Genomic DNA, 21,201 nt, shown 5'->3' on the forward strand with positions numbered 1-21,201 from the left:
GGTGAGGCCGTTCTGCGTCGGGAGGCCGGGCGAGGCACCATGGCGGGATGGAATTTCGCGTGCGTGCGCCCGAACTCAAGGGTCGCGGTTGGCTCAACACCGGCGGTAAGGCCCTCACTCTGGCCGATCTGCGCGGAAAAATCCTAATATTGGATTTCTGGACCTTCTGCTGCATTAATTGCCTGCACGTCCTGGACGAGCTGCGGCCGATCGAAGAGAAGTACGGTGACGCGATCGTCGTGATCGGCGTGCACTCGCCGAAGTTCGAGCACGAGCGTGACCCGGTGGCGCTGGCCGCGGCCGTGGAGCGGTATGGGGTGCACCACCCGGTCGTCGACGACGGCGACATGCACGTGTGGCAGCAGTATGCGGCGAAGGCGTGGCCGACCCTGGCCGTGGTGGACCCGGAGGGTTACCTGGTCGCGTCGATGGCGGGCGAGGGCCACGCCGAGGGTCTGTCCCGGCTGATCGACGAGCTGATCACCGTGCACCAGGCGAAGGGCACCCTGCACCGCGGTGACGGGCCGTATGTGCCGCCGCCCGCTCCGGAGGGCCTGCTGCGGTTCCCCGGCAAGGTGATCGAGCTGCCGAGCGGCAATCTGCTGGTCTCCGACTCGGCTCGGCACTCGCTGGTGGAGTTGACGCCGGACGGCGAGACCCTGGTCCGCCGGATCGGCAGTGGGGTCCGGGGTGAGCCGTTCAGCGAGCCGCAGGGCCTGGTGCTGCTGCCACCGCACGCCGCCGAGGTGGCCGGTTATGACGTGGTGGTCGCCGACACGGTGCATCACCAGTTGCGCGGGTTCAATACCGCGACGGGCGAGGTGACGCTGGTGGCCGGGTCGGGGCGGCCGTGGCGCTCCGCGGTCGACGATCACGCGCACGACGCGCTCGCCGCCGACCTGTCCTCGCCGTGGGACCTGGCGTGGTTCGACGGGAAGGTCGTCGTCGCGATGGCGGGCATCCACCAGCTGTGGTGGTTCGACCCGATCAAGCGCACGGTCGGTGTGTACGCGGGCACGACCGTGGAGGCGCTGCGGGACGGCCCGATCCCGGATGTGTGGATGGCGCAGCCGTCCGGGCTGTCGGTCAGCGCGGAGGGGACGCGGCTGTGGATCGCGGACAGTGAGACGTCGGCGCTGCGCTGGATCGAGGACGGGGTGATGCACACCGCGGTCGGCCAGGGTCTGTTCGATTTCGGTCACGTGGACGGGCCGGCGGCCGAGGCGCTGTTCCAGCACCCGCTCGGTGTGGCGGCTCTGCCGGACGGCTCGGTGCTGGTGGCGGACACGTACAACGGCGCGGTCCGTCGTTTCGATCCGGCGTCGGGCGAGGTGTCCACGGTGGATGCGGGCCTGGCCGAGCCGAGCGACGTCCTGGTGCTGGCGGATGGCACGGTGGTCGTGGTGGAGTCGGCCGCGCATCGGCTGACCCGGCTGGCTCCGGGCGTGGTGAAGCGGGTCGACGGCGAGCGGCACAAGACCGAGCGGCCGCCGTCGCACCTGGCGCCGGGTGAGGTGACCCTCGACGTGATCTTCACTCCGGCGCCGGGGCAGAAGCTGGACAGCCAGTTCGGTTCGCCGGTACGGCTGGTGGTGTCGGCGTCGCCCGCTGAATTGCTCCTGGCGGGAGAAGGCACGACTACTGATCTGTCACGGAAAATCGTACTCAATCCGGATGTTCCGAAGGGTGTTCTGCAGGTCGTGGCGCAGGCGGCGACGTGCGATGTGGACGCCGAATTCGGCGCGTGTCACCTGACCCGGCAGGACTGGGGTGTGCCGATCGTGATCGACCCGGCCGGCCCGGACCGGCTCCCGCTGATCCTGCGCGGCCTGGATGCGTGAACCCATCATTGACGGGGCATGGGAAGCGACAGCGGGCCGGGTGGCGCTGGCTCAGAAGGCCTGAACCGTCAGGCGGCCGGCTAGCCCGTCCCGGACCGCCCGGGCCAGGCGCACCGCTCCCGGGGTGTCGCCGTGCAGGCAGATCGACCGCACGCGGCACTCCACGGTGGAGCCGTCGACGGCCGTGACGGAGCCGTCCACCGCCATCCGCACGACCCGGGCGACCACCTCGTCCGGGTCGTGCACCAGCGCGTCCGGCCGGGACCGGGGCACGAGCCGGCCGTCCGGCAGGTAGCCACGGTCGGCGAATCCCTCACCGACCACGGTCAGACCGGTCTCGGCGGCCCGTCGGGCGAGCACCGAGCCGGGCTGGCAGAGCACCGGCAGGCTGGTGTCGTAGGCGACGACGGCCGCCACCACGGCGGAGGCCTGCAGTTCGTCGACCGCTGCGGTGTTGTAGAGGGCGCCGTGCGGTTTCACGTACCGCACCCGGTCGCCGGCGATCCGGCAGAAAGCCTCCAGCGCCCCGATCTGGTAGACGATGTCGTCGCGCAGCTCGTCGTGAGCGTAGTCGATCCGGCGCCGCCCGAAACCGGCGAGGTCCCGGTAGCCGACCTGCGCGCCGATCGCGACGCCTTTCTCCACGGCGCGCCGGCAGACCGTGGCCATCGTGGACGGATCGCCGGCGTGGAACCCGCAGGCCACGTTTGCCGAGGTCACCACGTCGAGCAGGGCGTCGTCGTCGCCCAGGCGCCAGGCGCCGAAGCCCTCGCCCAGGTCGGCGTTCAGGTCAATCGAGTTCACGGAACCTCACCGTAGTGCCGGGGCGCGCCTGCGCCAGGGGTGTGACGTCGTCGACCACGCCGATCACCGGATAACCGCCGGTCGTCGGATGGTCGGCGAGGAAGACGATCGGCTGTCCGTCGGCCGGCACCTGCACGGCCCCGAGGGTGACGCCCTCGGAGGGCAATTCGCCGGCCTTCGCGCGGGTCAGGGCGTTGCCGGCGAGCCGCGCGCCGACCCGGTTGCTCAACGGGCTGATCCGGTACGCGGAACCGAACAGCCCGTGTGCCGCGAACCAGTCGTCGCGCGGCCCGAGCCGGATGCCGAGCACCAGCTCCCCGCCGATCCGGGCGGCCTCGCCGACGAGTGGGGCGGCGCCGGTGGGCATGCCGACGGGCAGTGTGGCGCCGTCGGTGAGGCGGGCCGGCCCGAGCCCGGAGAGCGTGTCGGTGGACCGGCTGCCGAGCACCGGCTCGACGGCGATCCCCCCGGCCACGGCGATGTAGGAGCGCACGCCACGGCTGGCCCGTTTGATGTCGACGATCCCGCCGGCCGGCACCTCGAAGAGCTGGTGCCCGTGCGGGCGTTCGGCGGGGCGTCCGTTCACGTCGACCTGGGCGACGGCTCCGGTGACGGCCACGAGGGCCGCCTCGGCGAAGCGGAGCGCGCAGCCGAGCAGGGTGGTCTCCAGGGCGGCGGCGTCGTCGGGGTTGCCGACGAAGCGGTTGGCGAGACGCAGGGCCGGTTCGTCGAGGGCGCCGGAGCGGGGCACGCCGAGGTGCGCGTATCCCGGCCGGCCGAGGTCCTGCACGGTGGTCAGCGGCCCGGCCCGCAGCACGGTGATCATGCCGTCACCAGCCGGACACGAGTCCCGGGGGTGAGGAGGGCGGGCTGCTTCCGCCGTACGTCGAAGAGGTTTTGATCGGTGTGGCCGACGAGCCGCCACCCGCCCGGGGAGGCCGTGGGGTAGATGCCCGCGTAGCCGCCGGCCAGCGCGACGGCGCCGGCCGGAACGCGAGGCCGCGGAGCGGCGAGCCGGGGGACCGCCCAGGCGTCCGGGAGACCTCGCAGATAGGCGAATCCGGGTGCGAAGCCGGAGAAGGCGACGTGCAGGGGCGTTTCGACCAGACGGTGCACGACCTCTCCGGCGGAGACACCCCAGAGTTCGGCGACGGGTTCGAGATCTTCACCGTCGAAGACCGTCGGGATCTCCACGAGGGGCCCTTCGGACTGAATTCCGCCGCGCGCCGGCTCCCAGAGCGGCAGCAGTTCGGCGGTGCCCGGGGGCACTCCGTCGATCAGGACGGTCCTGGCGCCGGGCACGATCTCGGTAGCTCGCAGTTCACCTGTCTCGCGGCGTCGCCACAGCTCAGCCCGCCAGTCCTCGACCCGGTCGGCGTCATCGCACTCGATCAGTAGCCCGGCCGCTCCCACCCGTCGTATCTTCATGTGGAAATCATCCTGCGGTGTCAACCGTATCCGGCATCACTACCGTCCAGTAACCTACGGTGCCGTAACCTAGAACGCGTGACGACCTCAGCCCCGTTCCGGATGAAGCCGACCGACCTCGGCAAGCCGCGACTACGCGGCCGGTTGCATCAGTACGCGTTCTTCGTCGCGCTCGTGTGCGGCATCGTGCTCAGCTCGATAGCGCTGAGCCGCCCCGGCATCTCGCCGTTCCTCAGCTGTCTGCTCTACAGCATCACCGTGTGCGGCCTGTTCGGCATCAGCGCGCTCTATCACCGCAGGGTGTGGAGCGAGCGCGGTTACCAGATCATGCGGCGCGCCGACCACTCGATGATCTTCATCTTCATCGCCGGCAGCTACACGCCGTTCTGTGTGCTGCTGCTCGAGGGCACCCAGCAGGTGGTCCTGCTCAGCCTGGTGTGGGGCGGCGCCCTCGGCGGTGTCGCGCTGAAGATGATCTGGCCGCATCTGCCCCGCTGGGCGGGCGCGCCGCTCTACGTGGCCCTCGGCTGGGTCGCGGTCGCGATCATCCCCGAGGTGCTGCAGGTCGGCGGCGTCACCTGCCTGGTGCTGCTGCTCGTCGGCGGCGCCATCTACACGATCGGCGCGGTGTTCTACGCGCTGCGCCGGCCCAACCCGTGGCCGACCGTATTCGGCCATCACGAGTTCTTCCACGCCTGCACGCTGGTCGCGGCGATCTGCCACCACATCGCCGTCTACTTCGCTCTGTACGCCTGAGAAACCGGCCCGGACTTCGAGGAGAAGTCCGGGCCGTCGTACGTCAGGAGTACGCCGGGGGAGGCGGCGGCGGGACGTCGTCCCGACGGACTTCGCGAACCTCGGTGTAACCCGCGCCGGCGACCGGCTGCTGCGTGCGGGTCACCACGGTCCGGCGACGGTTGCTCCAGAACGCCAGCGTGATGACCAGGCCGGCCAGTCCGGCCAGCATCAGGATCCAGCCGATCACGCCGATGTCCAGTCCGCTGATGTCCGCCTCCACGGCGAACGCCAGGATCGCCCCCAGAGCGAGCAGGAAGATGCTTGCACCGATGCCCATCGGACCCTCCTCGGGTGTCCGCCCGGCCGTGCGAGCCCGCTCGACCGTGATGAATGCGTTGATCGGGCGTTTACCCGCACAGGCCGAATCCCAATCAGGCAAGCTGTACCGATGACCACGCGGACGCTCATCCTGCTGCGCCACGCCAAGGCGGAGACCCCCGGCGACTTCGACGACTACGACCGCGCCCTCACCGACCGGGGTGGCCTCGACGCCGACGCGGCCGGCGCCTGGCTCGTCGACGAGCGGCTGCACCCCGACCTGGTGATCTGCTCGCCGGCCAAACGCACCCGGCAGACCTGGCAGAATGCGGCGATCGCGCTGGCACAGGGCCGGTCCGGGCAGGCCGCGCCCGAGGTGCACTACCCGGAATCGCTCTATCTGGGCCGCGGCGGCGAGGTCTTCGATCTGCTGCACGAGGTGCCGGACACGGTCCGTACGGTCCTGGTGATCGGCCACAACCCGACGATGTCCGAAGTGTCCGCCGTGTTGCTGCCGGACGACCAGTACACCGGCACCGTCGTCGAGATGAAGACCTCCGGCCTGGCCGTCCACACCGGCGAGAAGCCGTGGTCATCGGTGGAACCGGGCTCGATGCGCCTCACCCGGTCCCACACCGCCCGCGGCTGATCTACTTCCGGTACCAGGTCCGGGTGCTCGTGTATTTCACGTTGCCGAGCTTGTCGTACGCCCGGACCTGGACCTTCATCGTCTTCTTCAGCTTGGTCGCGTTGAAGGCGAGCACGTAGCCGGCGGTGCTGTCCCGGGCCACCACCTTGCCGTTCACGAGCAGCTCCACCCGCGCGACGCCACTGGGATCGGACGCTTTCACGTACACCCTGGTCGTGCCCTTGATCTTCGCCTTGTTGGCGGGCGCCTTGCTGATCGACACCGACGGCCCGGCGTTGTCCGCGATCACCCGGCGGGAGTAGGTCCGCGAGTTGCCCGCCACATCGGTCAGCTTCCAGACCAGATCGACGTTCCCGGAGTACGCCCCGGTGGCCACCTTCACCGAGTACGGCGCCGTGGTGTCCCGGCCGACGAGCCGGCCGTTGGCCCAGAGCTCGGCCTGCCCGACCCCGGAGACATCGTCCTTCACCCCGGAGATCGTCACCGTCGCGGTGCCGCGGATCCGGGCGCCCGATCCCGGGCTGATCGAGGTGGCGGTCGGCGCCGCGTCGTCCACCCTGCCCTCGAAGGCCGCACTGCCGCCATTGCCGGCCGCGTCGTAGGCGGTCACCCCGAACAGCGGGCCGGCATTGTTCCGCACCTGGATCGTCGCCTTCCACCGGTCGGTGCCCGGCAGCCGGGTCATCGGCATGCCGTTGGCGTAGACCCGGGTCGCCTCGCCGGTCACCGTGGCGACGACGTCTACCGGGTTACGCAGGAACGGCGCCGGACTCGGCGAGTCGATCGTGACCGCCGGTGCGGAAGTGTCGAAGGTCACAGTCGTGGCCTTCTCGCCGACGTTGCCGGCGTAGTCATGAGCCCGGACCGTGATCGTCCGCGACCCGGCGCCGCCCACCGAGGGGTCGATCCAGACGGGCTGGTCCCAGGGCCGCGACCGTTCCCCGATGAGGATGCCGTCCACCAGCACCTCGACACGCGCCACCGCGTGGTCGTCGGTCACCGTCGGACGCACCTCGATCCAGTCACCGAGCGCCTGGCCGTCGGTGAAGCCGGTCGACACGACAGGGGCCGTGGTGTCGGCGCCACCGATCGCGTTCAGCACATAGGACGCGTCGAGGATCGGCGGGTCGTAGGACTGCTCCGGGCTCGGGATAGCGCCCCGGATGACCGCGTCGCGCACCTGGGCGGCGGACACGCCGGGTTTCGCGGCGAAGGCCAGACCGGCGACGCCGGCCACGACGGCCGCCGATGCCGACGAGCCGGCCAGGTAGCGGCCCGCGACGTACAGGTTGTCGGCGGCCGCGACGTCGATGTAGAAGGCGTTGTTCCGATTGGTGTTGCTGCTCTTGCGCCCCGAGCCGTCCACCGTGCTGACCGTGAGCACGTCACCGTAGTTTCCCGGGTGCTGGGGCTGCACGATCCCGGTGCTCCCGGACCCGTTCACGATCAGCGCGCCCTTGGCCTCGGCGTGCGCGACCGCGTCCTTCAACAGGTAGGTGGGGAAGTCGGTGGTCCCGGTGACGGCGATGACCCGAGCGCCCTGGTCGGCGGCCCAGACGATGCCGGCGGCGAGGTCCACGGCGTTCCCGTCGGCGACGCCGCCCTGCACCCGGACCGGAAGGATGTCGCAGTCAGCGCAGACGCCGCTGTCGCCGGTCCCGGCGATGACTGCGGCGACCGCCGTGCCGTTGCCGTCCTCGTCCGCCGCGTCTTCGTCGCCGCCCACGAAGTCGCGGCCGGGCCGGATACGGGCGGCCGGCAGCTCCGCGGCCGGGCTCACGCCGGTGCCGACCACCGCGACGAGGACACCCGCACGCCCCGGCCCCCAGGTGCGCGCGCCGGCCACCCGGTTCGTCTCCAGAGACCCGGCCTTGGCGGCGTCGCCCGGCACCACCCCGGTGGTGACCTTCACATCGGGCTGCACGTGCCGGACGCCGGCGCCGCGTGCCCGGTCACCCGCTTCGATACGCCTGTCCGCCGGAACGTCGACGACGATGGCGTTCAGCCCGGGCACCGGACGGCTGCCGAGCGCGAGGTCGCCGATGCGGGCGAGAACGGTGTCGGCGCTGCCGGCCGGGGTCAGCCCGACGACCAGACGGCCCGGCAGGATCCGGTCCTCTGTCGCAGCCGACGCCGGAGCCGCAGCCAGCCCCACCATCAAGGCGGCGACCAGGGAAGACGAGACGATACGCATTCAGGCCCCCGTGCCGGAAAGATCCACTCTGGAATTCGAAGGTGATCATACGGCACGTCGATACGTTCGCGTAACGCCGAAAAGACTCGGGCCCGGCGGACGTCGTTGTCCGCCGGGCCCGAGTCTTTTTTCAGGAGAGTGGGAAAAGTCTGATCAGAACGCGTCCTCGTCCAGATCCATCAGGTCGAGGGTGGTGTTCTCGATGATCCGGCGGTCGGCGCCGATCCGCGGCAGGATCTCCGCGACGAAGAAGCGGGCCGCGGCCACCTTGCCGGTGTAGAACTTCTTGTCCGCCTCGGAGACCTCGCCGTTCAGCGCGATCAGCGCGACCTCGGCCTGGCGCAGCAGCAGCCACGCGAGGATCACGTCGCCGAGGGCCAGCAGAATGCGGCGGGAGCTCAGGCCGATCTTGTAGAGCTCACGGGCCTCACCGTTCTGCACGGCCTGCAGCCAGCCCAGGGTGACACCGAGGATGTTCTGCATCTCGCCGAGCGCCTTGCCGAGGGCGAGCCGCTCGTTCTTGAGCTGACCGTTGCCGGCCTCGCTCTCGACGAAGCCCTGAATCTCGGCGGCGACAGTGCCGAGCGTACGCCCGCCGTCCTTCACGATCTTGCGGAAGATCAGGTCGAGGCTCTGGATCGCGGTGGTGCCCTCGTAGAGGGTGTCGATCTTCGCGTCCCGGACGTACTGCTCCAGCGGGTAGTCCTGGAGGAAGCCGGAACCGCCGAAGGTCTGCAGCGACTCGGCGCCGAGCAACTCGTACGCCCGCTCCGAGCCGACGCCCTTGACCAGCGGCAGCAGGAAGTCGTTGACGTGGCTGGCGATCTTCGCGGCCTTCTCGTCGCCGGCGGCCTGCGCGATGGCGACCTTGTCCTGCCAGGTCGCGGTGTAGATGACCAGGGCGCGAAGGGCCTCGGCGTACGACTTCTGGAGCATCAGCGAACGGCGTACGTCCGGGTGGTGGGTGATGGTGACCCGCGGCGCGGCCTTGTCGGTGTTCTGCACCAGGTCGGCGCCCTGTACGCGGTTCTTCGCATACTCCAGCGCGTTGAGGTAACCGGTCGACAGGGTCGCGATCGCCTTCGTGCCGACCATCATCCGGGCGTTCTCGATGATCATGAACATCTGCCGGATGCCCTGGTGCACCTCGCCGAGCAGCCAGCCCTTGGCCGGGGTGCCGTGCTCGCCGAAGGTCATCTCGCACGTGTTGGAGACCTTGAGGCCCATCTTGTGCTCGACGTTGGTGGCGTAGACGCCGTTGCGCTCGCCGAGCTCACCGGTGGCCGGGTCGAAGTGGTATTTCGGCACGATGAAGAGCGACAGGCCCTTGGTGCCGGGGCCACCCACGCCCTCGACGCCCACCGGGCGGGCCAGGACGTAGTGGATGATGTTGTCGCTCAGGTCGTGCTCACCCGAGGTGATGAAACGCTTGACGCCCTCGATGTGCCACGAGCCGTCCGGCTGCGGGATCGCGCGGGCACGGCCGGCGCCGACGTCCGAGCCGGCGTCGGGCTCGGTGAGGACCATGGTGGAGCCCCACTGCTTCTCGACGAAGAGCTTGGCCCACTCCTTCTGCTCGTCGGTGCCCTCGATCCACACGACGTGGGCGAAGGACGGACCGGACGAATACATCCAGACCGGGGCGTTGGCACCGAGGATCTGCTCGGCGACGGCCCAGACGAGGCTGCGCGGCGCCGGGGTGCCGCCGAGGCCGGTCGGCAGGTCGAGCCGCCAGAACTCGGACGCCATGAACGTCTCGTAGGACTTCTTGAACGACTCCGGCAGCGGCGCGGTGTTCGTCGCGGGGTCGAAGACCGGTGGGTTGCGGTCCGCGTCGGTGTAGCTGGCGGCGAGATCCTCGCGGGCCAGCCGGTCGACCTCGACGAGCACGTCACGTGCGGACTCGAGGTCGAACTCGTCGAACGGCGCCTGGCCGAGCGACTTCTCGGCTCCGAAGACCTCGAACAGGTTGAACTGGAGGTCACGAAGGTTGCTCTTGTAGTGCGTCATGGTGCTTGGCCCCGCTCTCCGGACGCGAGTTACCCGTCAGTAACCCCCACTCTATTACTCATCGGTAGCCAGCGACAACCCGGCCAGGATTTCTGGGCGAACCCAGCGGGAAGGGGCGCATGTCCGTCGTTTCGTGGGGCGGAGGTCCCCGATCGGGTGGCCGTCGATACAGCCGTTCGGCCATTTGCCTACTTCGACGCGCTGATCACGTATCGAAGCCCGGTAAGGCTCGTTCTAAGGGATAGACAGCTACGAACAGGGGGGACGCCATGTTCGCCACGCTCAAGAACCTGATCCCGGAGCCGCGTCAGGCCAACCAGCCGCGCAACTACGTCGGGCGGCATCGCCAGCCCGAGCAGGCACCACCGGCACCCGCGCCGACCTCACCGGCCGCCCCGGTCGAGCCCGAGGACAGCGCGGCCTGAGGTCAGCTGCCCGCGGCTCCGACCTCCCAGCTGGGCACCGAGACGGCAGCGTCGCCGTCCGGACCGGCGTACTCCAGCAGAACCAGTGCGATGTCGTCCTCGAGACGCCCGTGGACCCAGTCGACCAGGGCCGTCTCCAGCGACGCCAGACCGTCCCCGACCGTGCCGTGGCCCAGCAGGCGCCACGCACGGTCGGCGGTCGGGAAGAACTCACCATCCCGGCGGGCCTCACCCAGACCGTCGGTGAACAGCAGCAACCGGTCACCCGGTTCCAGCCGCTCCACCCGCGCCTTCACCTCGGGCATGAAGCCGAGCGGCGGCGCCGGCGCGGGCGGCTCCAAGGGAATGACCTGGCCGCGCCGGAGCAGCAGCGGCGCCGGATGTCCACAGTTGACGATCGTCAGCGTGCCGCCCCGCTCCTCGACCAGGGCCGCGGTCACGAAGTCCTCGTCGCCGACACTGCGGGCCACCGCCCGGTCCAGGTCCTGCACCATCGACTTCAGATCGGCACGCTCGTACGCCACATGCCGGTACGACCCGAGCACGATGCTCGCCAGGCGTACCGCGTCGAGGCCCTTTCCGCGTACGTCCCCGATGATGATCCGGACGCCGTAAGGCGTGTTGAGGGCCTCGCAGAGGTCCCCTCCGATGTCCGCCGCGGCGGTCGCCGAGATGTACCGGCCGGCCACGGCCAGCGCGCCCACCTGCGGCCCGATCGGCCGGAGCACCGCCTGCTGGGCCACCGCCGCCAGCCGCAACAGCTCCGCGATCTTGTCGGCCTGCCGCTGCCGGATGGTGGCCCCACCGGCCGCCACGCCGGTGGCCAGCACGACGCCCATCAGATTGACCAGCCCGGCCAGCTCCAGATTTTGTATGGCCGCATGGTCCGGCGGCAGCCCGGCGGCAGCCGCGGAGGGCGTCAGCGCGACGAAAAGCGCCCCGACCGCGGTGGCGACCACTCCGGCGCCCAGCACCAACTGCCAGACGGCGAAGATCGCGGCCACGAACGGCACGGCGGCGAGCAGCCCCACGAGCCGCGGATAGGGGCCCTCGGCCAGCTCCACGGCGGACACGATCGCGAGCAGCACGAGGGCCGCACCGATCCCGGCGCGGTTCCCTGGGCTCAGCGGGTGTCGTCCCGCCATGAAAGTAGGCATGGTTCCGCCGAACAGCATGCCCGATCGACCTGTCGTCGGGCATCAACTTGACCCGTAGGCTGAGTCGGTTCTGACCCACCGTAGGTACCGCGGTCATTCGGTCGGTCCAACGAGAACGGCGGCCGGTGACAGGATGTCTGCGTGACCGACGATCTCCGTGATCTTCTCCGATCCGCCTTCCGCTGGACCGACCTCGGCCCCGGCCACGACTACATGGTCAGCGACCGCTCCGGATGGTGGCGTGACCCGCGCATCCTGGACGGACTCGGGCCGGCCCTCGGCGACCTGTTCCGCGCCGACCGGCCGACCGTCGTGGTCTCGCCGGAGGTGACCGGATTCATGGTCGGGCCGCTGGTGGCACGCGCGCTGGGGGTGGGGTTCGTCGAGGCGTACCGGGCCGGGGCACGCCGCGCCATCGCCGAGCCGATGATCTGGGCCGACGTGCCCACCGACCATCGCGGCGACGTCCAGCGGCTCGGCGTCCGGGAGAGACTGATCGGCCCCGGCGACCGTGTCCTCGTCGTCGACGACTGGGCGGCCACCGGGGCTCAGGCTCGCGGCCTGCGCGAACTGCTCGGCTCCCGATACCTGGGCGCGGCGGTGATCGTCGACGAGTGCCCGCCCGAGGTCTCCGCCGAGTTGGCGATCAGAGGTCTGCTGACCGGAATGGACCTCGACCCGTAAACAAATTGGACTATCGGGCGCGCTGGTAACCGGCGAGCACGCCCCGGGTCGGATGCCAGCCGGTCGCCGCGTAGGAGGCCAGGCCACGAACCACATACGGGTCCGTGGCCATCACCTCGTGCGCCTCGGCCTCGGTGTCCACGTCCAGCAGGATGATGCCGCCGGTCGGCGGGTCCATCCGGCCGGCGGTGACCGCGTAGCCCGTCTTCTCCAGCTCGTCGACGAAGGCCAGGTGGTCGGCACGCGCCGCGTCGACCTCGTCGAGCGGCTTCAGGTACGTCGAAATCATGAGATACACGCCGCCAATCGTAGAACCCCCGTCGGCCACCTGGACGGTGTCGATCCGCGCCGGGCAAAAGGTACTTTTCTGGAGTGCAGATCCAGATCACCGCGGTTGCCGATCCGGCGCTGATCGCCGCCGCCACCCGGCACGGCCTCCGTCGCCCGGTGCTCGCCGCCCGCTTCACCGGGTGGGCGTTCCTGCTGGTCGCGGCACTTCTGCTGGGAGTCACCGGCGATCTCAGCGCGGGCCTGCTGGCCGGCGGGGCGGCGCTCGCCGTGCTCGTGCCGGTGATCCTGCTCAACCACACCGCGCGCGGCCTGCGGGCCGGGCGGCTCACCACCTACGAGATCAGCGAGGGCGGCGTCGCCAGCTCCGACGCGGAGGCGCGGCACGCGTACGCCTGGCGGGCCGTCCGATCCGTCGAACATCTCTCCGGGCAGTTGCTCTTCCGGCTGCGCGGCGCACGGTTCCTGCCGGTCCCGACGGCCGGGCTGAGCCCGGCACAGATCGAGCAGGTCCTCGGCACGGCTTCGGCGCGCGGGTTGCCGGTCCGGCGGCTGGCTTGAAAACCTTCGGGGGTACGGCTACGTGCTCACCGACGACCGGGGCGGGTCCGCGTCTCGCCGGTCAGCCTCAATGGGTCGGCCACGTCCGGAAATTCTGCGCCGAGCGGCTGGCCGTCGGACCGCGCTGCCCCTGATAACGGGACCCGTAGACGGCCGAACCGTACGGGTGCTCAGCCGGGCTGGACAGCCGGAAGATGCACAGCTGTCCGATCTTCATCCCCGGCCAGAGCTTGATCGGCAGGTTGGCCACGTTGGAGAGCTCCAGCGTCACGTGCCCGGAGAACCCGGGGTCGATGAACCCGGCCGTCGAATGGGTCAGCAGACCGAGCCGCCCCAGACTGCTCTTCCCCTCCAGCCGAGCCGCCAGGTCCTGCCCGATGGTGATCACCTCGAGCGTGGACGCCAGCACGAACTCGCCCGGATGCAACACGAACGGCTGACCATCCTCCACCTCCACCGGGGCGGTCAGCTCATCCTGCTGCTCGGCCGGGTCGATGTGGGTGTAGAGGTGGTTGTTGAACACCCGGAAGAACCGGTCCAGCCGCACGTCGACGCTGGACGGCTGCATGAGCGACGGCTCGAACGGCTCGAGCGAGAGCCCACCCGCCTTGATTTCGGAGACGAGGTCACGGTCGGAGAGCAGCATCGCCACACCATACCGACCAGCCTGAAGTCACCCGGATCAGCCACCCATCGGCGTGTTCGGTGGCCGGGTCGAACATATGTTCGATAGGATGCGGTCATGGCTTCCTGGTCCGATTTCGCCGCCGCCGAGCCGGCGCTCGCCGACGGCATCCGTGCGCTCCTGCAGCAGTACGGTCCCGGCATGGGCTACCTGGCGACCATCCGCCCCGACGGCGGCCCACGGGTCCACCCGGTCTCCCCGGTCTTCACCGTCGACGGCCTCTACTGCTTCATCGTCGACTCCCCGAAGCGCCGCGACCTCGAACGCGATGGACGTTACGCCCTCCACGCCTACCCACCGGAGGACAACGACGACGAGGCCACCCTGACCGGCAGAGCCGTCCCGGTCCGAGACCCGCGGATCATCGCCCACCTGGCCGGCACGTTGCACGCTTCGCCCGACGTCGACTGGCGCTTGTTCGAGCTGACGATCGACAAGGCCATGCTCCGCCGCCACGGCCCAGCCGGCGCCCTCCCGCTGGCCGCCACCCCATTCCTGCCGGCTTACGCCCAGACCTGGCGCGCCCCCCACCCGAAGCCCAACCTGCTGGCCGTCGCCAGCTGACCACGCACCCTTCCCACGACCGCGTGCCGACACCGGCGACGACCCCATCACCGGAGGCATGCCGCCCGTCGCCCCAGCCCAGCCCGACCGCTCGCCCGCGCGCGGGCCGCCCACGCCGGCCGCCGCCGTGTCATCGCCTCGCGGATCACCCCCGCCAATCGTGGGGCCGCGCCGCCGCCGACTCGGATAATCAGGTACAGTGGGGCAGCTTGCGGGTGTAGTTCAATGGCAGAACATCAGCTTCCCAAGCTGACAGTGCGGGTTCGATTCCCGTCACCCGCTCAGAGGCGGAGGCCCGTGTTCGCGGAAAGCGCGAACCGGGCCTCTTCGCATATCTGCCCGAGGGCCGAGCCCTCGGACACCGCGTCACGGTGCTCGCCAAATGCGGCCACGTCACCGAGACCGCTCGCCTCCTCGCACGAGCGCATCGACGATGGCGAGCACGCCGGTCGCCCGCAGGGCGGCGAGCGCACGCTCCGGCAGTCCGGTTAGCGGCATCACGAACCCCGGAACAAGAAACCTCAGCCGGCCCCGAGCGGCCTCCAGCACATCGGAACAGGACGGGACGGTGGGCTGGAGGGGCGGGCCTCGGGTGGGGCTTCAGCTGCCGATGGCGATGAAGACGTCGTCTATTGCGCCCGCGAACTGGTCGTTGCCCGGGGCCGGCCCCTTGCCGCCGATGCGAAGGGGCTCGGCGTTGGCGATGGAGAGCTGGGACGGGATCGGCACCCAGGCCCGGGGGACGCCGTCGACGACGGTGATCAGGCGTTCGGGGGTTCGGCGGCACTCCAGGTCGTGCCAGTTGCCGTCGGCGACGTTGAGCCAGGGTTCGGCCCGGTAGATGCCGGTGCGGGGGCCGGCGACCACACAACTGGGATGGCCCTGCCGATGGTCGACCTGGAGTTTGTACTGGCTCGTCCCACCGACCGAGTACCCCTTCTGGAGCACGTTGGCCCCGTCGGCGAGGTCGGCGTGGGTCATCCGGATGGATGCGCCGTAACGCAGCGCCCGGCGGCCGGGGTTGAGGCTGTCGTCGCGCAAGCCTTCGAGGATGGCCCGGGGGCAGTCCCGTTCCCGGGGGAGGGTGCACCGGTCCGGGTAGGCGACGGCAAGACCGGATCCTTGGGGTACGAGCCGGAGCGCGCCCCCGTTCTGTCCGAGGGGCCGCAGTTCGTGCCTGCCGGTGAGGTCGGAGATGGGCCGGCCGACACCGCCGTCGAAGTCGTACCGGACTTCGAACGGCGCTGCGGCTATCCGGATCTGGCCGGGTGTGACAGGGGCGGAGAAGGCGCTGACGTTGTCGAGGAATCCGGGCACCGCCCGGGACGCCATGGGCGTGGGCCCGGTGGGGAGTGGCGCACCGGAGGTGGCCGGGACTGTGTTGGGTACGGAGCTGACGGGCGGCCCGGCGACGGACGGGGTGCGCTGGAGGATGAGTGACACCCCGGCCAGGACGAGAGCCGCAGACAGGACACCGATCGGTACGACGCGCCGCCGGAAGTGAAGCATGCGCCAATTGTCCGGAATGATGCCTAAGTCGCGAACGGGCGCACCGAAACCGCCGAAAAGCACTCGAAAGCGGTAGACCGAACTACCGACTCCGAAACGGGGTAACGCAGATCACCGCATCCGTGACGCCGAATGCGCTGCTCCGGACGGTTCGCCGATCACCGCGTGCAGCACGTCGTCGAGAGTGATCACACCGAGCGGCCGGCGCCCGTCGCTGACCAGCACGATGTGCAGGCGGTCGCGGCGCATGGTGAGCAGCAGATCGGCGAGGCTGCGGTCCGGCGGCACCACCGCCAGCGGGCGGATCACTTCGGCGGGCACCGGGAGGCGGCGCTGGGCTCCGCCGTACCCCAGGATGTCTTTGACGTGCACGAATCCCAGCACCCGCCGGGTGTCGCGCTGGACCACCGGAAACCGGGACCGGCCGCTGCGGGTGGCGACCGCTTCGAGCGTCGCGGGCGACACGTCGGCGGCCACGGTGGTGACCCGTGACCAGGGCAGCAGGGTGTCGGCGGCGGTGCGGTTGCTGAGGCCGAGCGCGGCGTGGATCCGGGCGTACTGCTCGGAGCCGAGCAGCCCCTCGCTGCGGGCCTGGGTGACCATGCCGGCCAGCTCCTCGGCGGTGAAGACCGTCTTGACCGCGTCGGTGGTCTCGATCTTCCACAGCTTGAGGATGTTGCGGGAGGCCCAGCGCATCGCGTTGAGCAGCGGTTTGGTGGCGATGCAGAAGGCCAGCATGAACGGGCCGAGGATGAGCGCGGACCGCTCCGGACCGGCCAGCGTGATGTTCTTCGGCACCATCTCGCCGACGACCGTGTGCAGGAACGTCACGATCATCAGCGCCAGCACGAAGGCGATCGGGTGCACCGCGTTGTCCGGCAGGCCGATCGCATGGAACGGCGTCTCCAGCAGGTGCGCGACGGTCGGCTCGGCGATCGCGCCGAGGACCAGCGTGCAGATGGTGATGCCGAGCTGGGCGCCGGCGATCATCAGCGGGATCTGGCTCATCGCCGACAGCGCCCAGCGGGCCGCCTGCGAGGTCTCCGCCAACGGCTCCAGCGCGGTACGCCGAGACGCGATCAGTGCGAACTCGCCACCTACGAAGAGACCGTTTCCGATCAGCAGAACCGCGACGAAGAGCAGCTCAGTCATCGGACGGCTCCGGCGGGGCGACCACGCGCACCTGCTCGATGCGGTGCCGGTCGACCTCCATCACGGTGAACTCCCACCCGTGCTCCTCCAGCGACTCGCCGGCGACCGGGATGTGCCCGAGGCGGGCCAGCAGGAAGCCGGCCAGCGTCTCGTAGGGCCCCTCGGGCAGCCGGAAGCCGGTCTGCTCGTGCACCTCGTCCTCCCGGAGCAGCCCGTCCACCAGGAACGTCTTCTCCCCGCCGGGGGCGGTCAGCTCCTGTGTGCCGGTCTCGTCGAGGTCGGCGTCGTGCTCGTCGGCGATCTCGCCCACCAGCTCCTCGACCAGGTCCTCGATCGTGACGACGCCGTCGGTGCCGCCGTACTCGTCGACCACGATGGCCAGGTCGGCGCCGGCCGTCCGCAGCACCTCGAGCACCTTGTCCAGGTTGAGGCTCTCCGGCACGTAGACCGGCTCCCGGGCGAGGGTGGAGACACGGGTCGCGGCCCGTCGCTCGGGTGGCACGCCGAGAGCGTCGTTCACGCCGACCACTCCGGTGACCACGTCGAGCGTCACCTCGTACACCGGAAATCGGGTGTGACCGGTCTCACGCGCCACCGTGATGAGGTCCGCGACGGTCGCGGTGGTCTTGAGCCCGACGACGTCGACCCGCGGGGTCATCGCCTTGGCCGCCCGTTTCTCCCCGAACCGGATGGTCCGGCGCAGCAGGGTGGCGGTCTCGGCGGGCAGCGCGCCGGCCGAGGCGCTGATCGCGGCGAGCAGGCCGAGCTCCTCCGGGGAGCGGGCGCTGGCCAGCTCCTCCTGAGGCTCGATGCCGAGGCGCCGGACCAGCCAGTTCGCCGTGCCGTTGAGCGCGGCGATCAGCCATTTGAAGACGATCGAGAAGGTACGCAGGGGTGCCGCCGTGCGCAGCGCGATGCCCATCGGCCGGGCGAGTGCCGCGTTCTTCGGCACCAGCTCACCGAAGAGCATCGAGACCAGGGTGGCCACCACCAGGGCGATCACGTGTGTGACGGTGTCGGTGGAGGCGCCGGCGACCGGCTCGATCAGCGGGATGAAGAGCTCGGAGAGGGCCGGCTCGGCCAGGTATCCGGTGAGCAGCGCGGTGAGCGTGATGCCGAGCTGTGCGCCGGAGAGCTGGAAGGACAGCTCGTGCAGGGCGGTCCGGACCCGGCCGGCCGCTCGATCGCCCGCGGTGGCCCGGGTGTCGATCTCCGCACGATCGACGGTCACCAACCCGAACTCGGCCGCCACGAAAAACGCGTTGCCCGCCGTGAGCAGCGCAAAGGCCACCAACGGGAGCACCGCGGTCAGGAGCAGGCCGTCCATGATCGCTTCACCTCGGACCTCATTGTGCCGGACCGGGGCCATTCGCCACCAACCGTGCTGTCACCGGTCCGGCGTAAACAGGTGTGGCCGGCAGCTGAGCTGCCGGCCACGGACGAGAGAACGATCAGGCTTCCTGTTTCAGCGAGCGGAGCAGGACGGTGGCCACGTCGACCACTTCGACCTCTTCCTGCTTGCCCTTGCCGGTGACCCCGTCGCCGATCATGGTGTAGCAGAACGGGCAGCCGACCGCGATCGTCTTGGCGCCGGTGGCCAGGGCCTCCTCGGTCCGCTCCACGTTGATCCGCTTGCCGATCCGCTCCTCCATCCACATGCGGGCGCCGCCGGCGCCGCAGCAGAAGGAACGCTCCTGGTTACGCGGCATCTCGATCAGGTTGGCGGCCTCACCGAGCACCTCCCGGGGCGCGTCGAAGACCCGGTTGTGCCGGCCCAGGTAGCAGGGGTCGTGGTAGGTCACGTCACCGTCGATCGGCTGGACCGGGGTGAGTTTGCCCTGCTTGACCAGGTGGGCCAGGAGCTGGGTGTGGTGCACCACCTCGACCTTGAGGCCGAGCTGCTCGTACTCGTTGCCCAGGGTGTTGAAGCAGTGCGGGCAGGTGGCCACGATCTTCTTGACGTTGGCCTCCTGCAGCGTCTCGACGTTCTGCTGAGCGAGCATCTGGAAGATGAACTCGTTGCCGATCCGCCGGGCCGGGTCGCCGGAGCAGGTCTCGCCCTCGCCGAGGATCGCGTAGTTGACGCCGGCCTCGTGCAGCAGTGTGGCCACCGCGCGGGTGGTCTTCTTCGCCCGGTCCTCGAACGCGCCGGCACACCCGACCCAGAACAGATATTCGAAGTCCTCGACCTCGCCGACTCGCGGCACCTCGAAGTCGAGACCCTTGGTCCAGTCCTCGCGGGTGTTCTGCGGGGCGCCCCACGGGTTGCCCTTGTTCTCCAGGTTGCGCAGCATCACGCCGGCCTCGGAGGGGAAGCTCGACTCGATCAGCACCTGGTAACGGCGCATGTCGACGATGTGGTCGATGTGCTCGATGTCGACCGGGCACTGCTCGACGCACGCGCCGCAGGTGGTGCAGGACCAGAGCACGTCCGGGTCGATGACGCCCTGGTCCTCGGCGGTGCCGATCAGCGGGCGGTTGCCCTCGGCGAGGGCGAGGACGTCCATGTGCGCGAGCTGGGCCTCGGTGGCCTTCTCCTCGCCCATCAGATCTTTCCCGCCTCCGGCGAGGAGATAAGGGGCTTTGGCGTACGCGTGATCGCGCAACGACAGCACGAGGAGTTTGGGTGACAGCGGCTTGGCAGTGTTCCACGCCGGGCACTGCGACTGGCAGCGGCCGCACTCGGTGCAGGTGGAGAAGTCGAGCAGGCCCTTCCAGGTGAACTGCTCGATCTGGTTGACACCGAAGAGGTCCTTCTCCGGGTCGGCCTCCTCGAAGTCGAGGGGCTTGCCGTCGCTCATCATCGGCTTCAGCGCGCCGAGACCCGAGCCGGCCGGCTTCTCCGGGCTGCGCTTGAAGTAGATGTTGAAGAACGCCAGGAATCGGTGCCAGGCCACACCCATCGTCGGGTTCAGCGAGATGGTGATCAGCCAGGTCATCGAGATGCAGATCTTGATGAGCGCCATCCAGGTGGCGCCGTCCTCCCAGGCGGGGAGGATCGAGCCGACCGCGTGGCTCACCGGGGTGGCCCACAGCGGGTACTCGAAGTGGTCGGTGGCGACCTTGAAGCCCCGGATCAGGAAGCCGAAGATCAGCACCCCGACGATGACGGCCTCGACGAAATACGCCTGCCACATGGTCGAGCCCAGGAACCGGCTCCTCTTGACCACGCCCGGCTTGTTCCGCTGCCGCACGAAGATCAGGTAGAGGATGCCGATCGTGCCCAGGATCCCGAACCACTCGGTGACCAGCCCGAAGATCGTCCAGTGGCCGATGACCGGCAGGCCCATCGCCGGAGCCACGACCTCGAAGTAGGCCTCCAGCACCAGCAGCGACAGGATGATGAACGAGAACATCACGAACCAGTGCGCCGCACCGATCGCGGACCACTTCAGCATCCTGGTGTGACCGACGGTCTCCGCCAGCATGGTTTTCGTCCGCGTCGCCGGCTCGGCGAACCGGGCCGGATCGGGCTGACCCTGCCGGATCACCGCGGTGATGGTCATGACGGCGCGGACCGCCAGGTAGACGGCCACCGCCGTGATTGCCCCGGCCAAGACGGTGGCGACTATCTGCGCGATGCCCATGTGGTGCCTCCTCGGTCGGCGGTGCGCCAGCCCATGTTACCCACGAGTAATAGAGGGTGCGCGACAACCGGTCAAGAGGAAGCGCCCCACGCCGAAAGCGCACCCCAGGACGAGCAGGGGTGCGCTAACTTTCGGAGATTTTCACGTATCTGCGGCGGAAAGGGAAACAGCGTTTCAACGCCAGCGAGAGAGCAGGCCCAGCGACGCCACCATGCAGCCGAAGCCGACCGCCAGATTCCAGTACTCCCAGCTCGCGACCGGCCACTGCTGTGACGACAGGTAGTAGACGACGAGCCAGGCGATGCCGACGACGATCAGGGCCACCGCGCTGACGGGCACCCAGACCGGACTCGGCTTGTTGGACGCACCCTTCACCGCCGGGTTGATGTCCGACGGCGGGGTGTAGACCTTCTTCTTGCGAACCACTGACTTGGGCACGGCGATCTCCTGAGGGCAACAAGTGGTGAACAACCCACCGCTGAGCGGCTCCGGAACTCCCGAATGCTGCCCGTGGCGAATACTGTTCGACCGCTAGCGTAGTCAAGGCGGTACGCAGACAGGCACCCGCCGGGGCGAGAAAATACCCCGAGCGTCTGTTCTTGAGGGG

General features: G+C 69.6%; 21 protein-coding genes and 1 tRNA gene. 8 read left to right on the plus strand and 14 right to left on the minus strand.

From position 1 onward, the window contains the following. The first annotated feature begins 47 nt into the window (after positions 1–47). A complete protein-coding gene (locus BM290_RS37615) occupies positions 48–1,841 on the plus strand; it encodes an NHL domain-containing thioredoxin family protein (RefSeq protein ID WP_093620731.1) in 1,794 nt (597 codons plus the stop codon). Between the two features lie 51 nt (positions 1,842–1,892). Here the strand turns inward: BM290_RS37615 and BM290_RS37620 are convergent, their stop codons facing one another. Genes BM290_RS37620 through BM290_RS37630 form a run of 3 tightly spaced genes read right to left on the minus strand, consistent with a single transcriptional unit; the run spans position 1,893 to position 4,073 of the window. Then, positions 1,893–2,636 carry a LamB/YcsF family protein gene (locus BM290_RS37620; protein ID WP_093620824.1) on the minus strand — a complete coding sequence of 248 codons (744 nt, stop codon included), beginning with the start codon at positions 2,634–2,636 and terminating at the stop codon, positions 1,893–1,895. After that, a complete protein-coding gene (locus BM290_RS37625; RefSeq protein ID WP_093620732.1) occupies positions 2,632–3,471 on the minus strand; it encodes a 5-oxoprolinase subunit C family protein in 840 nt (279 codons plus the stop codon). The genes BM290_RS37620 and BM290_RS37625 overlap by 5 nt, the downstream gene beginning before the upstream one ends. Continuing rightward, entirely contained in the window at positions 3,468–4,073 is a 606-nt protein-coding gene (locus tag BM290_RS37630) for a 5-oxoprolinase subunit B family protein (protein WP_093620733.1), read from the minus strand. The genes BM290_RS37625 and BM290_RS37630 overlap by 4 nt, the downstream gene beginning before the upstream one ends. A gap of 78 nt (positions 4,074–4,151) precedes the next feature. Here BM290_RS37630 and trhA point away from each other — a divergent pair, with 78 nt between their 5' ends. Further along, a complete protein-coding gene (gene trhA / locus BM290_RS37635) occupies positions 4,152–4,829 on the plus strand; it encodes a PAQR family membrane homeostasis protein TrhA (RefSeq protein ID WP_093620734.1) in 678 nt (225 codons plus the stop codon). 43 nt (positions 4,830–4,872) lie between these two features. On the opposite strand, the gene BM290_RS37640 is transcribed toward trhA, so the two are convergent. Then, complete coding sequence (locus tag BM290_RS37640; protein ID WP_093620735.1) at positions 4,873–5,148, minus strand: DUF6458 family protein; 276 nt, start codon at positions 5,146–5,148, stop codon at positions 4,873–4,875. Between the two features lie 111 nt (positions 5,149–5,259). Here BM290_RS37640 and BM290_RS37645 point away from each other — a divergent pair, with 111 nt between their 5' ends. Further along, the gene (locus BM290_RS37645; protein ID WP_093620736.1) at positions 5,260–5,778 is read left to right on the plus strand and encodes a SixA phosphatase family protein; all 519 of its coding nucleotides are present in this window, start codon (positions 5,260–5,262) and stop codon (positions 5,776–5,778) included. Between the two features lies 1 nt (position 5,779). Here the strand turns inward: BM290_RS37645 and BM290_RS37650 are convergent, their stop codons facing one another. Continuing rightward, positions 5,780–7,972 carry an Ig-like domain-containing protein gene (locus BM290_RS37650; RefSeq protein WP_093620737.1) on the minus strand — a complete coding sequence of 731 codons (2,193 nt, stop codon included), beginning with the start codon at positions 7,970–7,972 and terminating at the stop codon, positions 5,780–5,782. Positions 7,973–8,125: 153 nt separating this feature from the next. Continuing rightward, complete coding sequence (locus tag BM290_RS37655; protein WP_093620738.1) at positions 8,126–9,982, minus strand: acyl-CoA dehydrogenase; 1,857 nt, start codon at positions 9,980–9,982, stop codon at positions 8,126–8,128. 269 nt (positions 9,983–10,251) lie between these two features. Here BM290_RS37655 and BM290_RS48775 point away from each other — a divergent pair, with 269 nt between their 5' ends. Then, the gene (locus BM290_RS48775; RefSeq protein ID WP_177320062.1) at positions 10,252–10,407 is read left to right on the plus strand and encodes a hypothetical protein; all 156 of its coding nucleotides are present in this window, start codon (positions 10,252–10,254) and stop codon (positions 10,405–10,407) included. A gap of 2 nt (positions 10,408–10,409) precedes the next feature. On the opposite strand, the gene BM290_RS37660 is transcribed toward BM290_RS48775, so the two are convergent. Then, complete coding sequence (locus BM290_RS37660; protein ID WP_093620739.1) at positions 10,410–11,582, minus strand: PP2C family protein-serine/threonine phosphatase; 1,173 nt, start codon at positions 11,580–11,582, stop codon at positions 10,410–10,412. A gap of 123 nt (positions 11,583–11,705) precedes the next feature. Between BM290_RS37660 and BM290_RS37665 the strand changes: the two genes are divergently transcribed. Continuing rightward, complete coding sequence (locus tag BM290_RS37665) at positions 11,706–12,248, plus strand: phosphoribosyltransferase (RefSeq protein ID WP_093620740.1); 543 nt, start codon at positions 11,706–11,708, stop codon at positions 12,246–12,248. A 10-nt stretch (positions 12,249–12,258) separates the two neighbouring features. Here BM290_RS37665 and BM290_RS37670 read toward each other — a convergent pair whose 3' ends face one another. Next, entirely contained in the window at positions 12,259–12,537 is a 279-nt protein-coding gene (locus BM290_RS37670) for a YciI family protein (RefSeq protein WP_093620825.1), read from the minus strand. Positions 12,538–12,620: 83 nt separating this feature from the next. Here BM290_RS37670 and BM290_RS37675 point away from each other — a divergent pair, with 83 nt between their 5' ends. Continuing rightward, complete coding sequence (locus BM290_RS37675) at positions 12,621–13,097, plus strand: YcxB family protein (protein WP_093620741.1); 477 nt, start codon at positions 12,621–12,623, stop codon at positions 13,095–13,097. Between the two features lie 67 nt (positions 13,098–13,164). Here BM290_RS37675 and dcd read toward each other — a convergent pair whose 3' ends face one another. Further along, positions 13,165–13,743, minus strand: a complete 579-nt coding sequence (gene dcd / locus BM290_RS37680; protein ID WP_093620826.1) for a dCTP deaminase — start codon at positions 13,741–13,743, stop codon at positions 13,165–13,167. Between the two features lie 96 nt (positions 13,744–13,839). On the opposite strand from dcd, the gene BM290_RS37685 reads away from it, so the two are divergent. After that, entirely contained in the window at positions 13,840–14,346 is a 507-nt protein-coding gene (locus BM290_RS37685; RefSeq protein WP_093620742.1) for a pyridoxamine 5'-phosphate oxidase family protein, read from the plus strand. Between the two features lie 211 nt (positions 14,347–14,557). Continuing rightward, positions 14,558–14,628, plus strand: a tRNA-Gly gene (locus BM290_RS37690). A 318-nt stretch (positions 14,629–14,946) separates the two neighbouring features. Here BM290_RS37690 and BM290_RS37695 read toward each other — a convergent pair. The 5 genes from BM290_RS37695 to BM290_RS37715 form a co-directional block, all read right to left on the minus strand. Beyond that, a complete protein-coding gene (locus BM290_RS37695; RefSeq protein ID WP_093620743.1) occupies positions 14,947–15,855 on the minus strand; it encodes a LamG-like jellyroll fold domain-containing protein in 909 nt (302 codons plus the stop codon). A 111-nt stretch (positions 15,856–15,966) separates the two neighbouring features. After that, entirely contained in the window at positions 15,967–17,007 is a 1,041-nt protein-coding gene (locus BM290_RS37700) for a hemolysin family protein (RefSeq protein WP_093620744.1), read from the minus strand. Further along, positions 17,000–18,334, minus strand: a complete 1,335-nt coding sequence (locus BM290_RS37705) for a hemolysin family protein (RefSeq protein ID WP_093620827.1) — start codon at positions 18,332–18,334, stop codon at positions 17,000–17,002. The genes BM290_RS37700 and BM290_RS37705 overlap by 8 nt, the downstream gene beginning before the upstream one ends. Before the next feature lie 124 nt (positions 18,335–18,458). After that, complete coding sequence (locus BM290_RS37710) at positions 18,459–20,594, minus strand: (Fe-S)-binding protein (RefSeq protein WP_093620745.1); 2,136 nt, start codon at positions 20,592–20,594, stop codon at positions 18,459–18,461. 174 nt (positions 20,595–20,768) lie between these two features. Continuing rightward, the gene (locus BM290_RS37715; RefSeq protein WP_093620746.1) at positions 20,769–21,032 is read right to left on the minus strand and encodes a cell division protein CrgA; all 264 of its coding nucleotides are present in this window, start codon (positions 21,030–21,032) and stop codon (positions 20,769–20,771) included. Between the last annotated feature and the right edge of the window lie 169 nt (positions 21,033–21,201).

It is taken from the genome of Actinoplanes philippinensis (genome assembly GCF_900113015.1).
Classification (GTDB): Bacteria; Actinomycetota; Actinomycetes; order Mycobacteriales; family Micromonosporaceae; genus Actinoplanes; species Actinoplanes philippinensis.